Genomic DNA, 15,052 nt, shown 5'->3' on the forward strand with positions numbered 1-15,052 from the left:
GAAAAAGACAGGTTTATGTTTGATAAAGAATATGATGTAATTGTTGTCGGGGCAGGACATGCGGGTTCTGAAGCTGCTGCTGCTGCTGCAAATATGGGTTCAAAAACCTTATTGGTAACCATGAATCTTCAAAATATTGCCCAGATGTCGTGCAACCCTGCCATGGGAGGTATAGCAAAAGGGCAGATCGTCAGAGAGATTGATGCGTTGGGCGGATACAGCGGTATTGTTACAGACAAAACGGCCATCCAGTTCAAAATGCTTAACAAATCCAAAGGTCCTGCCATGTGGTCGCCAAGAGCGCAAAGCGACCGTATGCGGTTTGCAGAAGAATGGCGATTGATGCTGGAGCAAACCCGGAATGTCGATTTTTACCAGGAAATGGTTGCCGGACTAATTATAGAAAACGACCGAATAAAAGGTGTCAAAACCAGTCTTGGACTGAGCATCTATGCTAAAACCGTTGTGCTTACCAACGGAACTTTTTTAAATGGTTTGATTCATATTGGAGACAAGCAATTTGGCGGGGGCAGAGCAGGAGAAAAAGCAGCAACAGGAATCACCGAAGAACTTGTTCAAATAGGCTTTGAATCAGGCAGGATGAAAACAGGAACTCCACCGAGGGTTGATGGAAGATCATTAAATTATTCCAAAATGATTTCTCAGCCGGGAGATGATCATCCGGAAAAATTTTCTTATTCCAAAAACACTAAACCATTAGCAGCTCAACGGGATTGTCATATGACCTATACCAGCGGTCTGGTACATGACTTGCTAAAAGAAGGCTTTGACAGATCTCCGATGTTCAATGGTAGAATTAAAAGCATCGGCCCGAGGTACTGTCCGTCTATAGAAGACAAAATAAACCGCTTTGCAGACAAGGACAGGCATCAGCTTTTTGTTGAACCGGAGGGATGGAATACAGTAGAGGTCTATGTAAACGGGTTTTCAACCTCACTTCCGGAAGACGTTCAGTTTAAAGCATTACGTGCTGTGGAAGGTTTTGAGAATGTAAAATTCTTCAGACCCGGTTATGCCATCGAATACGATTATTTTCCGCCGACTCAATTAAAACACACCCTGGAGACAAAACTTGTTGACGGTCTGTTTTTTGCCGGACAAATAAACGGTACTACCGGATACGAAGAAGCAGCGAGCCAGGGACTCATGGCCGGGATCAATGCCAGTTTAAAAGCTCAGGAAAAAGACGAATTCATACTTAAAAGAAATGAAGCATATATTGGTGTTCTGATAGATGACTTGATTACAAAAGGCACCGAGGAACCTTACAGAATGTTCACCTCCCGCGCTGAATACAGAACATTATTAAGACAAGATAATGCCGACATCAGACTTACCCATAAATCATTTAACATCGGTTTGGCAGGAAAAGACAGAATGGATCGGGTAGAAGAAAAACTATCGAAATCTAACCTGTTGGTAAATTTCTTTAAAGACACCAGTGTAAAACCAGAAGAAGCTAATGTCATTCTAGAAGAAATCGACTCTTCTAAAATGAAACAATCCGATAAAATGTATAAGTTGTTTACACGCCCAAATGTTACATTAGATCATATGCGTCAGTTAGCAGGTGTGAATAATTTTATAACCGACAATGAATTAGATAATGAAATCCTGGAGCAGGCAGAAATCAAGATCAAATACGCCGGATATATTGAAAAAGAAAAAAACAATGCCGATAAGCTAAACCGCCTGGAAAATATCCGTATCCCTCATAATTTCGATTACGACAAACTCAAGTCATTATCTTTTGAAGCTAAAGAAAAATTAAAGAAAATAAAGCCTGCAACATTATCACAGGCATCACGGATCAGCGGAGTTTCACCAAGCGACATCAGTGTGATGTTGGTTTACATGGGCAGATAATTAAATTGTTCCACGTGGAACAATTATAGAAAAGCAGGCTATAGCCTGCTTTTTTTATACCATACCAAAATAAGTATTACCTTGTGCAACTATTAAAACAATAAAACCTATATGGCCAATACCAAATACTTATCATGTAAGGACCATACAGTGTCTGGTGAAGAATTCGACTTACTGCACAATGAAGCTTATGATATGTTGATCACACAACCGGTACCGTCATTAGACAAGCTTCACGAATACTATAAAAGCGACGCCTATATATCTCATACCGATGCTAAAAAAAGTATGGTCGAGAAGATATATCAAAAAATAAAACACTTAAACCTCAATAAAAAAATCAGTTACATCAATGCAACGAATCCGGGTAAAGGCGCGCTGCTTGATATTGGTACCGGAACCGGAGACTTTTTGCTGATCGCCAAGAAAAAAGGCTGGGATGTACACGGAACAGAGCCCAATAAAAAAGCAAGGCTTTTAGCAAAAGAAAAGGGGGTAAGTGTCTCTGAAGAATTAACTGTTGAAAAAAAGAAATATGATGTGATAACCATGTGGCATGTATTAGAACATGTGCCCGATCTTAAGGAACAAATAAAATCTCTATCAAGGTTGTTAGCTGATAATGGAACCCTATTTATCGCTGTTCCAAATTTTAAATCATACGATGCGAAATACTATAATGAGTATTGGGCTGCCTACGATGTTCCGAGGCACCTGCACCATTTCTCTAAAAGATCAATAAACAAACTTTTTAAAGAAGAAAAAATGGTTGTAGTAAAAATCTTACCTATGATCTTTGATGCTTTTTATGTGAGCATGCTTTCTGAAAAATATAAAAAATCAAAACTCAGCTTTGTCAGGGGTGCTTTAACAGGAATGATCTCAAACCTGAAGGCAAATAGCAGTGGTGAATATTCATCGCTTATATATATCATCAAAAAGGCAAAATAATTATTTTAAGGGCTTTTCAGAACACTTAACCCTACAAAACATCCGTTTACATTGTTTAAAGACGAACAGCCGTTAAAACGCTTTATGCAGCGTTGATTTTTATAAATTAAACTTATGATACTCGCGACTTATGATAAAAAATATAAATACCAAATAATTTTACAGATATGACGGCAACTTTTCTATTTTTGCTGTGCATCTGAAAACTTAAAGAAGAACATAAATTAAAGAAAAATGAAAAAAATTGTATTAGGTATTGTTATGGCCGCCGGTTTTATTTCCTGCCAACAAGATAAAGTGGCTTATATTGATAACACAAAAGTTATAAATGAATATCAGGAGAAAAAAGATATCGAAGCTAAATTTAAAACTAAAATAGAGGTCTTCGATAAAAAAGCTGATAGTCTTTCAAGAGCGTTTCAGGGAGAAGCTCAGGCTTTTGAATCTGAAGCAAAAAGGTTATCGCAAAAGGTAGCCCAGGAAAAATATAATGTTTTGTTACAAAAGAGACAAGCCATGGGGCAACAGCTCCAGATGGAAGAGCAACAATTATCTCAGGAAAGCCAGAAAGAAATCGACAGCCTGATCAAAAAAGTGAGATCCTTTATCAAGGATTACGGAAAAGATAACGGCTATACCTTTATCTTAGGAGCTAACGAAGCGGGTAGCGTACTTTATGGTGACGAAACCAAAGATATCACTGAAGAAATATTACAGGCCCTTAACGACGGTTACAAAAAGTAAAGAGAATCTTAACATTTTAAAAGCGCTGATAAATCAGCGCTTTTTTTATTTTTCAAAACCAAAATATCACACATGAACTCGGTATTACAGATGCCTTTTAATTATTTAGCGACCAGAAAAGCTAAACTTACTTATGTAATAACGGCTTCCCTATTTACTCAAGTCTTTTTACTGTTGTTTCAGCCATATGGATTGAATACCGAAATGGTAAACCCTCAAAACTCCATCCTTAATATCGTGTTGTTTTTTCAAGGGATTATGGTAAGTACCTTTATAGGGATTTCCTTATCGCAGTTCGTACTACGTCCTCTTTTCAATATCAGGCAGGTTAGTATAAAGAAATATGCCCTATGGTTTCTTTTTGAGGCCGTTCTGATCGCTATGATCTATTTCGGGCTGTCGTTTGTTATTCCCGATTTGGGAAATGATTTTGAAGAAGAACTCACGATCGTATTTCAGCTTAAAAATGTGTTCAGAGCTATCGTTCTGCTCTTGTTTCCTTTTATGTTCTGCATTGTTTACGAAAACATCCAAACCCTGTCTAAAGAAATACGTGAATTAGAAAATCAGCTTGTAAGTTATAAAAAGAATGTACGTAAACACCTCACAGAAGAATTACTGAATATAGAAGATGAAAACGGTAACAATGAACTCTCTATAAGACTCGATCAGTTTCTATATGCCGAAGCAAGTAATCAGTATGTCCTGGTTCATTACGTATCTAACAACGAGCTTAAAAAAAGAATCATAAGAACCCGTCTTAAAAGTCTGGAAGAACGTTTTGCAATGCTACCCATTAAGCGGTGTCACAGATCCTACCTCGTAAACCTGATAAATGTAAATTATTTGCAAAAAAAAGGCGGTGCTTACGCAGTGGTTATTGAACACGTACAAAAAATAAATATTCCGGTATCGAAATCATATCTAATGCAAATCAAAGAAGAAATAAAATCCTAGATCGTTCACTCCAAAATCTATATCATTCACTCCATTGCAGTCTGAACACTTACCATACCATAAGAAAGCGATGTTACTTTGCGGTAAACAAAAACGATCATCAATCACATAATTACAATGAGAAAAATCTTTTTTTTACTGATTATCTGTGTTGGCAACCACTTGCTTGCACAAGAGTACACCTTAAGTGGTACCATTAAAGATGCTGAAAACGGTGAAACTTTACTGGGTGCCAATTTGTATCTACTCAATACTACCTATGGCGTTACAACGAACGAGTATGGGTTTTACTCGTTAACAGCTCCATCAGGCAGCTATACACTCGTCGTCTCGTATATAGGGTATACAGAAATGCAGTTGCCGGTAAATATCGATGCAAATAAAAAGCTTAATATCGAACTCAAAGCATCGTCTACACAACTCAACGAAGTTGAAGTCGTTGCCAAAGAAACCGATAAAATAAGCTTGCGGTCTCCGAAAATGAGTATAAGCAAGATGAGTACAAAAACAATCAAACAGATACCTGTCGTGCTTGGTGAGGTGGATGTATTAAAATCTATACAATTACTTCCGGGAGTTACCAACAGCGGAGAAGGAACTGTCGGCTTTAATGTAAGGGGTGGTGCTGTAGATCAAAACCTGGTGCTGTTAGACGAAGCTATTATCTATAATACATCTCATCTCTTTGGCTTCTTTTCGGTATTCAACGCAGATGCCATCAAGAATTTAAATCTCTACAAAGGAAACATCCCGGCACAGTATGGGGGCAGGGTATCGTCTGTTTTGGACATCTATCAGAAAGACGGTAACAATAAGAATTTTCAACTTGATGGGGGAATTGGTCTTATTTCAAGCAGAATAGCAGCCCAGGGACCCATAAAGAAAGAAAAGAGTTCGTTTCTGATTGCAGGGCGAAGCTCGTATGCGCACCTGTTCTTAAAAGCTGCCGATCAGGATAATCTGGCCGGTTTTTACGATTTAAATTTTAAAACCAATTACCAGCTTAATAAAAACAACAAACTGTATTTATCGGGGTACTTCGGCAGGGACTTCTTTGAATTAGGGAATGCGATTGAAAACAATTACGGTAACCTCTCGGGCAATTTACGCTGGAACCATATTTTTAATGAAAAGCTCTTTTCCAACCTGTCTCTTATATACAGCAAATACGACTACCAGGTAATATTGGATTTTATTGGGTTGGACTGGGTTTCGAGTATACATAATTACAACATTAAATACGACCTTAAGTATTATGCTTCTCCCAATATAAAACTCAATTTCGGTCTGAGCAGCATTCATTATAATTTTGATACAGGCGAAGTAAAACCAACTAATGAAACCTCAGAGATCAACTATCTTAAACTCGATGAAAAAAGAGCCTTGGAAAATGCATTATACGTTAGTGCAGATCATACACTTTCTGATAAGCTAACCGTTTCGTATGGATTGCGAACAAGCTTTTTTAATCGTCTCGGAGGACAGACACTGACCCATTATGCAAACGACCAACCTGTTGTTTACAATGAGCAACTGGGTATTTATGAAGAAGGAACCCCCATTTCTGAAACCTCTTATAAAAAAGGAGAAAATATTGCTGCTTTCACAAATTTTGAACCCAGAATCGGGTTAGCGTACCAGGTCAATGAGTCAACAGCAATAAAAGCAGGTTATTCAAGGGCTGCACAATACCTGCATTTGATATCCAATACGACCTCAGCCACGCCGGTAGATGTATGGGCTCCAAGCGGAAAATATATAAAACCGCAATTGTCGGATCAATACGCTATAGGGGTATTTAAAGAAATTGATAATAATGCATATGCCTTTGAGCTTGAAGCTTATTACAAAGATGTTAAGAATAGAATTGACTATATAGACGGATCCAATCTGATAGGAAACAATACCATCGAAACAGAAATACTACATGGCAAATCGAGAGCCTACGGGTTAGAAATGTTGCTCAAAAAGAATCAGGGTTCGCTGACCGGATGGCTGGCATACACACTTTCTAAATCAGAACAACAAACCCCGGGAGGCATTGCCGGCGGACCAGGTATTAATAGCGGAGAATGGTATTATACAGGCTATGACAGAACACATGATATTTCCTTGACAACAAATTACAAACTGAATGACAAATGGAGTCTTGGTACAAATTTTATCTTCCAGACAGGGCGTCCGGTCACATATCCAGATAGCCAATATCAATACGAAGGTTTGTCGATCGCAAACTACGGACTCAGGAATAAAAACCGGTTGCCTTCATATCACAGAATTGATATTTCAGCCACCTATGTACCTAACAGAAAACCTGCAAAAAGATGGAAAGGTGAATGGGTGTTTGGCATCTATAACTTGTATAATCGCAAAAATGCCGCATCAATTACCTTTGGTCAGAACAGAAAGAACGGAACAAATGAAGCCACCCGTACGGCAATCTTTGGTATTGTACCATCAGTAACCTATAATTTCACTTTTTAAACAGCATATCCATGAAATCTATATATAAAACACTCATAAACATAATTATTGTTTCGGCTACATTGACCGCTTGTACAGACGTCATAGATGTCGATGTTCCTACAGCAGCTGCACGGTTGGTCGTGGAAGCCTCAATTGATTGGGAAAAGGGGACAGACGGCAGCCAACAAACGATACTGTTAAGTACTACTACTCCTTATTTTGCAGAAAATAAAAATGAACCCGTAACCGGTGCTACTGTAAAAATCACTGACAACACCAATAATGAAACGTTTACATTTACGGATAACAACGACGGTTCCTATACTACAAACGGATTTATACCACAACTGGAAGCCACCTATTCTCTGGAAGTTATACATAATAACGAAGTGTATACAGCAACCGAAACCATGACAAAAGGAGTTGATATTGCATCTGTATACCAGAGCAAAGAAGGGGGTTTTGACGATGAACATCTGGAAGTAAACATCAGCTTTCAGGATCCGGAAGATGAAACAAATTACTATTTGATCAGGTACATAGAAGAAGGAGATCTGTTTCCGGAATTAGAAGTTGATAATGATGAGTTTTCAAATGGAAACCTGAAAAAGGACTTCTTTGAAAAAGAAGACGATGAAGACATCAACCGGAAACCTTTTATTCCAGGCGACAAGGTATATATCTCTCTGTACGGAATCTCTGAGCGTTACCACAATTATATGGCCATACTTATCGAGCAAAGCGAAGTTGCCGGAGATCCTTTTTCGGCCATACCCGCTGCCTTAAAGGGGAATGTAATCAATACCACAAATCCAAAGAATCAGGCCCTAGGCTATTTCAGGTTGACCCAGGTAAGTAAGGCTGTCTATACATTTAATTAAAGTGTTGATTGATTTATTATAAATTTTAGGTGTTATTCGTCGGGTGTGGTTGCTTTGATATAAAGTCCTGATCATACCCGACCTTACATTTAACGGTAAGTAACGGATTATTTATCAGGTAAACTACCTCGGAGCCAGCTCGCGCATGGGCAAACCATTTCAATACAGATTCCGTGAAATTCCTTCAGTAACATTTCACAAGGACAGGTCGGCAACTCCTGATAGTTATACCGGTATTAAATTTCACTTAGCGAGTAAATAGACAGCAAAAACAGCTACCATAAAATAAATAGCTATCGTTCTGGCCCCATCGTAATCCTTTGCTATTCTTTGACCGAATAACAGTGCAAGCAGTGCCAGACAAGACACTATAGCTCCCCACATAGCAAAAGTAGGATCATTGCTGCTAATAAGCTCAAAAATTCCAACAACACATAAAACTGTTGCTATGAGTTCAATCACTAAAATTTTAAAGACAGCCAACGGAACATAATTTTTTAAAAAGGTATTCGCAAAATGTTGTTTAAGCCAACTTACATTTCCTTTCCAGTCGGCAATTTTATCATATCCGCTTTGTCCGAAGGTAATAATCAAAAAAAGTAAAAGCAGGATCTCTGTAGTATTTGATGTAAGATTGTGCATTTTATAAATTTTAGTGTGTTATTTTTTATGCAATAGCCTGGTTAGTTTAATAGATAAGTCCGTAAAAATAATCTTCGCATTCCCATTTCTTTCAATATGATATGCGGCATCTTGTATTTCTTTCGAAATCTCCATTATATTATTCCCGTGTACAAAAGGAGCAAATTTTTCAAGTTTAAAACCATCATTTGTCATTTCCATATAAACCAGTTCATCAGCCTTGTAATTAAGCAACAGTGCCTGCCTGAATACATCGAGACAGTAATTTAAAAACTTTTTCTGGGTTTCTCTGCCTGTTTTGGCTACTTCCTCACTCCAGTTAATCAGATCGTGTATAACTTTCTTGTTTCCTTTAGCTTTAAAAGCACTGCGTACCCAGGCAATAAACCAACGTTCAAAAACCAGATCTTCCGAGTCTTTATTTACAAGATCAATAGCTTTATTGAAATTACCATTAGCCTGATGGGCTATCCTGACAGCTTCATTGATTTCTATACCTCTGTGTTCTAAAGCCGTCACAATATCTTGTTCTGCCAAAGGGGGGAAATGGAGTATCTGACATCTTGATTTAATGGTTTGTATAATTTGTTCTTCGTCTTCAGCAATAAGCAAAAACAAGGTTTTATGAGGTGGTTCTTCAATGAGTTTCAGTAATTTATTAGACGCCGCAATATTCATTTTATCTGCCATCCATATAATCATGACCTTATATCCTCCTTCATAAGCTTTTAAAGACAGCGATTTAACAATATCCTGGGCTTCATCGACCCCTATCTGGCCTTGCTTATTTTCTATTCCCAATAACTGATACCAGTCAAACAGATTACCATAAGGCTGTTCCTTTACAAAGGTTCTCCATTCTTCTAAAAAATGGTTGCTTACCGGATGCTGTTTCACTTTGTTTGTACCCGCCACCGGAAAAGCAAAATGCAGGTCAGGATGTGAAAGGTTATTGAACTTCATATTACAGGAACTGTTTCCTGTATTATTCTCACCATCATTATTAGCACATAAAATATACTGGGCATATGCTATGGCCAAAGGTAAAGTACCACTTCCTTCGGGACCGATAAATAGTTGTGCATGCGGTATACGGCCATGATCTGCACTGTAAACTAAATGTTTTTTAATGTGAGCCTGCCCTAATATTTCTGAAAACAACATTTGGTAATGATAAAACTTGAATAAAGCAAAGATGAAGAATTTTATAAGAATACAATAATGCTTGCAAATTTTTCTTATTTCCACACCAAAAATAATGAATACAACAAATTAGTGAGATATTTAACGATTTAAAAGAAATCGGATTTCTCATCAATCAATAAATAGTTAACTTTGGGCTTCAATAACATAATCTGTATGAAGACAATTGACAATTTTAACTTTTCAGGTAAGAAAGCTCTGATCAGAGTAGATTTTAATGTTCCACTGGATACTGAATTTAACGTAACCGATGCCACCAGAATTGAAGCTGCAAGACCAACCATCATAAAAATATTAGAAGATGGAGGAAGTGCTGTTCTAATGAGCCACCTGGGTCGTCCCAAAGGTCAAGTTCATCCGGCTATGTCTATGGAACACATAGTCAATAAGGTATCTGACACTTTAGGAGTTAAAGTAAAATTTGTAGAAGATTGTGTAGGTGTTAAAACGGAAGAAGCTGTCGCTAATTTAAAGTCCGGAGAAATCCTTTTACTGGAAAACCTCCGCTTTCATAGTGAAGAAGAAAAAGGGGACAGGGATTTTGCTGAAAAATTATCAAAACTCGGTGATGTATATGTAAATGATGCTTTCGGGACTGCTCACAGGGCACATGCATCAACTGCTATTATTGCTCAGTTTTTTGATGATAATAAGTGCTTTGGCTATCTAATGGCTAAAGAAATAGATGCTATCGAGAAAGTACTCAAAACAGGCGAAAAACCAATAACAGCCATACTTGGCGGTGCCAAGGTATCATCTAAAATCACTATTATAGAAAACATCCTGGATAAAGTAGATCATTTAATCATTGGCGGGGGCATGACCTATACTTTTGTAAAAGCTCAAGGAGGTAAGGTAGGTGATTCTATTTGTGAAGACGATAAGCAGGAACTTGCCCTAAATATATTGGCCGAAGCTAAAAAGAAAGGTGTTGAAATCCATATTCCTGTCGATGTTATTGCTGCAGATGATTTTAGCAACACTGCAAATACACAGGTTGTTGATGTAGATAAAATTCCGGACGGATGGCAAGGGTTGGATGCCGGTCCGATTACTCTTGAAAACTTTAAAAAGGTAATCTATCAATCAAAGACCATTTTATGGAATGGTCCTGTCGGTGTCTTTGAAATGGGAAGCTTTGCCAAGGGAACTATTGCCGTCGGTAATTTCATAGATGAAGCTACTCAAAATGGAGCCTTTTCTTTAGTGGGAGGGGGTGACTCTGTTGCTGCGGTTAAGAAATTCGGCTTTGAAAATAAAGTAAGCTACGTTTCGACAGGTGGTGGTGCAATGCTCGAAAGCCTGGAAGGTAAAAAATTACCGGGTATAGCTGCCATATTAGACTAAAAAAAGCCAAAATAACATATTTAAAAGCGATGCCTTTTTGGGTATCGCTTTTTTATTAAGTCAGTTATCACATCACTTTACATGTATTTTAACATTTGGAAACAGCTAAATAACCAAAAAAATGCGATTTTTGGCAAATTCCATTTATTTTCTAAATAAATTATTACTGAACGATGAAAAGGATTTTGATATTGATAGGCTGTTTTACGCCATTTATGATGTTTTCGCAGGAACCGACAAAGGTTCAACAACCTGATACAATTGGAAAAAATCAAAAAGAAATAAGCGTAGAAACATCCCGTGATTCTATTTCCGATGAAATAAAAAAGTTATTAAAGGCTGAAGGCCGCTATCAGTTAAAAGACCATGAAACTGCGGCAAAGTACGACAGCCTTTGGTTGCAGGAGCTATATGAATCAGAACTTTTTGACACCCTGTATAATGACATAAGTCATTTAAACTACGAAGAAGTTGAATATAAAGAACTAAGTACCGATACCCTTAAAAAACGACTTGAAAAACTAAATCAGAAAACACCTTTTAATGTAGCTTACAATCCTGCTCTTGAAAGTGTTATCAAAATGTTCTTAAAGAACAGAAGAGGGTTTATTCAACGCATGATCAATAAAAGCAGTTTTTACTTTCCGCTTTTTGAAGAAGAACTGGATAGAAATGATATCCCGTTGGAAATGAAGTACCTGTCTATAGTAGAATCGGCATTAAATCCAAAGGCTAAATCAAGGGTGGGTGCTACCGGATTATGGCAATTTATGTTTCAAACGGGACGAATGTACGGTTTAGAAGTAAACAGTTATGTAGACGAGCGTTGCGACCCGATACAATCAACCGAAGCTGCATCTAAATATCTTTCCAGGCTCTATGGAATCTTTGGTGACTGGGATCTTGCTTTGGCAGCCTATAATTCCGGACCCGGAAATGTGTCAAAAGCCATCAGAAGAAGCGGAGGATATGAAAATTACTGGAATTTACGACCTTTCCTCCCAAGAGAAACGGCAGGTTATGTACCGGCCTTTTTAACGATGATGTATATATTTGAATATGCAGAAGAACATGGCTTTAAAGTAGATCCGAGAGGAGAGGTGGCTTATTTTGAAACAGATACCATACAGGTGAAAAAAATGATTAGCTTCGATCAGATCTCAGAACTCATAGATATCGACGTAGAAGAAGTCCAGTTCTTTAACCCTTCCTATAAAATAGATGTCATTCCATATATCGAAGACCAGGTTCATGTTTTAAGGTTGCCAACCAAAGATATAGGCAAATTTGTGGCCAACGAGAAAGCCATTTATAAACATATTGATGAAGAACTTGCCAAAAAGGAAAAACCTTTACCTCAACTCTTTAAAATGGATTCACAGGTTACGCACAGGGTAAGGAATGGAGATGTTTTAGGCAAGATAGCCCAACGCTATGGAGTACGTGTTAGTGAAATTAAACGTTGGAACGGTTTAAGGAGTAATACCATCAGGGTTGGTCAGCGACTAAAAATTTATCCTAAAAAACCGGTAGCTGTAAAGAAGACTTCAAGTAGTAAAAGCACTGTGAACACTAGTGGTTTAAAAGAATATGTAGTTAGAAAAGGTGACACTCTCTGGGGAATTGCGAATAAATTTCCGGGAATTTCTGTTAAAAACTTACAAGATTGGAACGATATTAGCGGTAAAAGTTTAAAACCAGGCATGAAAATTAAATTATGCCAATGTTAAACCTAAGCTAAATCGAAATATAAAATGAAAAAAATCCTTGTATTAATTGCTGCAGGAGTATTAATTCTTTCCTGTAAAGAGAAAAGCTCCGGGAAATATTTACCACAATCGGTAGGAGCTATCAATACATTGTCTGTAGTGATTGATAATACCTTATGGAAAGGTGATGTCGGTGACGAAATAAGAGACTATTTTGCTGCACCTGTAGACGGATTACCCTGGGAAGAACCTTTGTTCACAATTCATCAAATGCCACCTGAAATATTTACGGATTTTGCCAGAAACAGCAGAAACATACTTTATGTAGTCCAAGATTCTTCTAATGTTACTACCTTAAAAGATGATGTGTATGCCAAGCCTCAAAAGGTTGCCTTTATTAAGGGAAGTACTTCAGAAAGCATTATTGCCGCTATAAAAGATAACGCTCCCAAAATAATAGATGTTTTTAAAGAAAACGATCTTAAAGAAAGCCAGAACAGATTTAAACAATCTCTCAATAAAGAAACTGACCTGAAAGATAAACTCGGCGTTTCGCTAACCATTCCTTCAGTTTATAAAATTGTAAAAGAAGAGGAAAATTTCTTCTGGATAGAACGTCAAATCCCGAAAGGTACCATGAACATTATCGTTTATGAAATGCCTAAGGATTACTATCCTAAAGACAGTTCGCGCGTTGATGAAATTATAAAAATGCGCGATTCCATTGGTAAAAAATACGTACCCGGAAGAGATCCTGAAACCATGTGGATGATCACCGAACAAGCTTATGCCCCATATGTCTTTGATGCAAATATTAATGGCTATGAAGCTATTGAGACCAAAGGAATGTGGGAGGTAAAAAACTTCTTTATGGCCGGCCCGTTTATTAACTATATCGTAAAAGATCCGCTAAATGACCGCACATTGGTTTTAGAAGGCTTTACCTTTGCGCCTTCAACCGATAAAAGAGATTATATGTTTCAGTTAGAATCTATACTGAAAACCCTGAAAATAGAAAAGAAAGGTCATATTTAACCTCATAAAAAAACCTCGCTAAATAGCGAGGTTTTTTATTTATAGCAGAACTTATTTCTTTTCTTCTATCTTATTATCTTCATCTTCATTTTTAGTAGCGTCTTTAAATTCTTTTATACCACTACCAAGGCCTCTCATTAATTCCGGTATTTTCTTTCCACCAAATAATAATAAAACAACGACCACTATAATAGCTATTTGTGGCCAACCTATCATTCCTAGAAAAATTTGTAATCCAAACATCTTGATTCGTAATTTTATTAAAACAAAGGTAATAAGAAAACTTTAATACCGACGTTATTTGAGAATATTTTAGGATAAATAGAAAGTTTAAAAAACTATATTTGTTTCCAGATGGAAAAAAAGAAAAGCAAAAGAAAACAATTAAAGAAAAAGTTACTTCATAAATACAGGCTTGTAGTTTTAAACGAAGATACTTTTGAAGAACGGTTTTCGCTTAAACTGAACAGGCTCAATGTATTTGTCATTGGTACGCTGTTTGCTATTTTTTTAATTGCCATTACCACTATGCTTATAGCATTTACCCCTCTTAGGGAGTACATCCCGGGATATGCTTCGACTGCTTTAAAACAAAAGGCTACACGTTTGGCTTTTGAAGTCGATTCATTAGAAAGTCGTCTTTCATCCAATGAAATTTATTTTGAAAGAATTCAACAAGTATTAAGGGGTGATATCAAAATGGAGAAAATGGATAAGGACTCCCTGTTTGAAGAATTTAAAAAAGATACTTCCAGTTTAAATTTACTGCCAAACAAGCAAGATTCTTTACTTCGAGCAGAAGTTGCTCATGAAGATAAATACAATGTGTTTGAAACTGCTTCATCAAGTATGGATTTTGTATTGTTTCCACCCATTAAAGGAACTATTACAAATACTTACAATGTAAAAGAAAAACACTTTGCTGTTGATATAGTTGCACCGGAAGGCAGTCCTGTAAAATCAGTAGCTGACGGTACCGTTATATTTTCAGAGTGGACAGCTGAAACCGGGCATGTTATTATATTAGAACACGGGTATGGTCTGATATCCGTATACAAACACAACGCTACCCTAACAAAAAGGCAAGGGGATTTGGTTAAATCGGGAGAGGTTATCGCCAATATCGGTAATACCGGCGAACTGACTACCGGACCCCATTTACATTTTGAATTATGGAGCGAAGGTAATCCCGTTAATCCACAAGAATATATTGATTTTGAATAATTGACT

13 protein-coding genes are annotated in these 15,052 nt (G+C 37.2%); 10 read left to right on the forward strand and 3 right to left on the reverse strand.

Translation table 11 applies throughout. The features are described from left to right. Nucleotides 1–15: 15 nt before the first annotated feature. The 6 genes from mnmG (at nt 16) to MQE36_RS05100 (ending at nt 7,886) form a co-directional block, all read left to right on the forward strand. Nucleotides 16–1,887, forward strand: coding sequence for a tRNA uridine-5-carboxymethylaminomethyl(34) synthesis enzyme MnmG (gene mnmG, locus MQE36_RS05075; protein WP_242938090.1), 1,872 nt, complete (start codon nt 16–18; stop codon nt 1,885–1,887). Nucleotides 1,888–1,998: 111 nt separating this feature from the next. Continuing rightward, nucleotides 1,999–2,838: a class I SAM-dependent methyltransferase gene (locus MQE36_RS05080; RefSeq protein ID WP_242938091.1), complete on the forward strand. Its 840-nt coding sequence runs from the start codon at nt 1,999–2,001 to the stop codon at nt 2,836–2,838. Nucleotides 2,839–3,072: 234 nt separating this feature from the next. Further along, nucleotides 3,073–3,582 carry an OmpH/Skp family outer membrane protein gene (locus MQE36_RS05085; RefSeq protein ID WP_242938092.1) on the forward strand — a complete coding sequence of 170 codons (510 nt, stop codon included), beginning with the start codon at nt 3,073–3,075 and terminating at the stop codon, nt 3,580–3,582. 72 nt (nt 3,583–3,654) lie between these two features. Beyond that, nucleotides 3,655–4,539, forward strand: coding sequence for a LytTR family DNA-binding domain-containing protein (locus tag MQE36_RS05090; RefSeq protein ID WP_242938093.1), 885 nt, complete (start codon nt 3,655–3,657; stop codon nt 4,537–4,539). A gap of 117 nt (nt 4,540–4,656) precedes the next feature. Next, on the forward strand, nt 4,657–7,023 hold the full coding sequence (locus MQE36_RS05095; RefSeq protein ID WP_242938094.1) for a TonB-dependent receptor: 2,367 nt from the start codon (nt 4,657–4,659) through the stop codon (nt 7,021–7,023). Between the two features lie 11 nt (nt 7,024–7,034). Further along, nucleotides 7,035–7,886, forward strand: coding sequence for a DUF4249 domain-containing protein (locus MQE36_RS05100; RefSeq protein WP_242938095.1), 852 nt, complete (start codon nt 7,035–7,037; stop codon nt 7,884–7,886). A gap of 243 nt (nt 7,887–8,129) precedes the next feature. Here the strand turns inward: MQE36_RS05100 and MQE36_RS05105 are convergent, their stop codons facing one another. Together MQE36_RS05105 and MQE36_RS05110 are read right to left on the reverse strand one after the other, a co-directional pair. Next, nucleotides 8,130–8,528 carry a DoxX family protein gene (locus MQE36_RS05105; RefSeq protein ID WP_242938096.1) on the reverse strand — a complete coding sequence of 133 codons (399 nt, stop codon included), beginning with the start codon at nt 8,526–8,528 and terminating at the stop codon, nt 8,130–8,132. An 18-nt stretch (nt 8,529–8,546) separates the two neighbouring features. Further along, a complete protein-coding gene (locus MQE36_RS05110) occupies nt 8,547–9,692 on the reverse strand; it encodes a DNA polymerase III subunit (protein WP_242938097.1) in 1,146 nt (381 codons plus the stop codon). 195 nt (nt 9,693–9,887) lie between these two features. Here MQE36_RS05110 and MQE36_RS05115 point away from each other — a divergent pair, with 195 nt between their 5' ends. From MQE36_RS05115 to MQE36_RS05125, 3 genes are all read left to right on the forward strand, one after another. Then, nucleotides 9,888–11,078: a phosphoglycerate kinase gene (locus MQE36_RS05115; RefSeq protein WP_242938098.1), complete on the forward strand. Its 1,191-nt coding sequence runs from the start codon at nt 9,888–9,890 to the stop codon at nt 11,076–11,078. A gap of 173 nt (nt 11,079–11,251) precedes the next feature. Further along, complete coding sequence (locus MQE36_RS05120) at nt 11,252–12,808, forward strand: LysM peptidoglycan-binding domain-containing protein (protein WP_242938099.1); 1,557 nt, start codon at nt 11,252–11,254, stop codon at nt 12,806–12,808. 24 nt (nt 12,809–12,832) lie between these two features. After that, nucleotides 12,833–13,822, forward strand: a complete 990-nt coding sequence (locus tag MQE36_RS05125; RefSeq protein WP_242938100.1) for a DUF4837 family protein — start codon at nt 12,833–12,835, stop codon at nt 13,820–13,822. A gap of 51 nt (nt 13,823–13,873) precedes the next feature. Here MQE36_RS05125 and MQE36_RS05130 read toward each other — a convergent pair whose 3' ends face one another. After that, the gene (locus MQE36_RS05130; RefSeq protein WP_278286615.1) at nt 13,874–14,065 is read right to left on the reverse strand and encodes a twin-arginine translocase TatA/TatE family subunit; all 192 of its coding nucleotides are present in this window, start codon (nt 14,063–14,065) and stop codon (nt 13,874–13,876) included. A 111-nt stretch (nt 14,066–14,176) separates the two neighbouring features. Here MQE36_RS05130 and MQE36_RS05135 point away from each other — a divergent pair, with 111 nt between their 5' ends. Continuing rightward, the gene (locus MQE36_RS05135; protein ID WP_242938101.1) at nt 14,177–15,046 is read left to right on the forward strand and encodes a M23 family metallopeptidase; all 870 of its coding nucleotides are present in this window, start codon (nt 14,177–14,179) and stop codon (nt 15,044–15,046) included. Nucleotides 15,047–15,052: the final 6 nt, after the last annotated feature.

Origin of the sequence: Zhouia spongiae (assembly GCF_022760175.1) — a bacterium.
Classification (GTDB): domain Bacteria; phylum Bacteroidota; class Bacteroidia; order Flavobacteriales; family Flavobacteriaceae; genus Zhouia; species Zhouia spongiae.

What these genes read in the sequence shown, in the direction of transcription:
- MQE36_RS05095 (WP_242938094.1), top strand. Translation starts at nt 4,657, where the DNA reads ATGAGAAAAATCTTTTTTTTACTGATTATCTGTGTTGGCAACCACTTG.
- MQE36_RS05105 (WP_242938096.1), bottom strand. Translation starts at nt 8,528, where the DNA reads ATGCACAATCTTACATCAAATACTACAGAGATCCTGCTTTTACTTTTT.
- MQE36_RS05080 (WP_242938091.1), top strand. Translation starts at nt 1,999, where the DNA reads ATGGCCAATACCAAATACTTATCATGTAAGGACCATACAGTGTCTGGT.
- MQE36_RS05100 (WP_242938095.1), top strand. Translation starts at nt 7,035, where the DNA reads ATGAAATCTATATATAAAACACTCATAAACATAATTATTGTTTCGGCT.
- MQE36_RS05125 (WP_242938100.1), top strand. Translation starts at nt 12,833, where the DNA reads ATGAAAAAAATCCTTGTATTAATTGCTGCAGGAGTATTAATTCTTTCC.
- MQE36_RS05090 (WP_242938093.1), top strand. Translation starts at nt 3,655, where the DNA reads ATGAACTCGGTATTACAGATGCCTTTTAATTATTTAGCGACCAGAAAA.
- MQE36_RS05110 (WP_242938097.1), bottom strand. Translation starts at nt 9,692, where the DNA reads ATGTTGTTTTCAGAAATATTAGGGCAGGCTCACATTAAAAAACATTTA.
- MQE36_RS05115 (WP_242938098.1), top strand. Translation starts at nt 9,888, where the DNA reads ATGAAGACAATTGACAATTTTAACTTTTCAGGTAAGAAAGCTCTGATC.
- mnmG (WP_242938090.1), top strand. Translation starts at nt 16, where the DNA reads ATGTTTGATAAAGAATATGATGTAATTGTTGTCGGGGCAGGACATGCG.
- MQE36_RS05130 (WP_278286615.1), bottom strand. Translation starts at nt 14,065, where the DNA reads ATGTTTGGATTACAAATTTTTCTAGGAATGATAGGTTGGCCACAAATA.
- MQE36_RS05085 (WP_242938092.1), top strand. Translation starts at nt 3,073, where the DNA reads ATGAAAAAAATTGTATTAGGTATTGTTATGGCCGCCGGTTTTATTTCC.
- MQE36_RS05135 (WP_242938101.1), top strand. Translation starts at nt 14,177, where the DNA reads ATGGAAAAAAAGAAAAGCAAAAGAAAACAATTAAAGAAAAAGTTACTT.
- MQE36_RS05120 (WP_242938099.1), top strand. Translation starts at nt 11,252, where the DNA reads ATGAAAAGGATTTTGATATTGATAGGCTGTTTTACGCCATTTATGATG.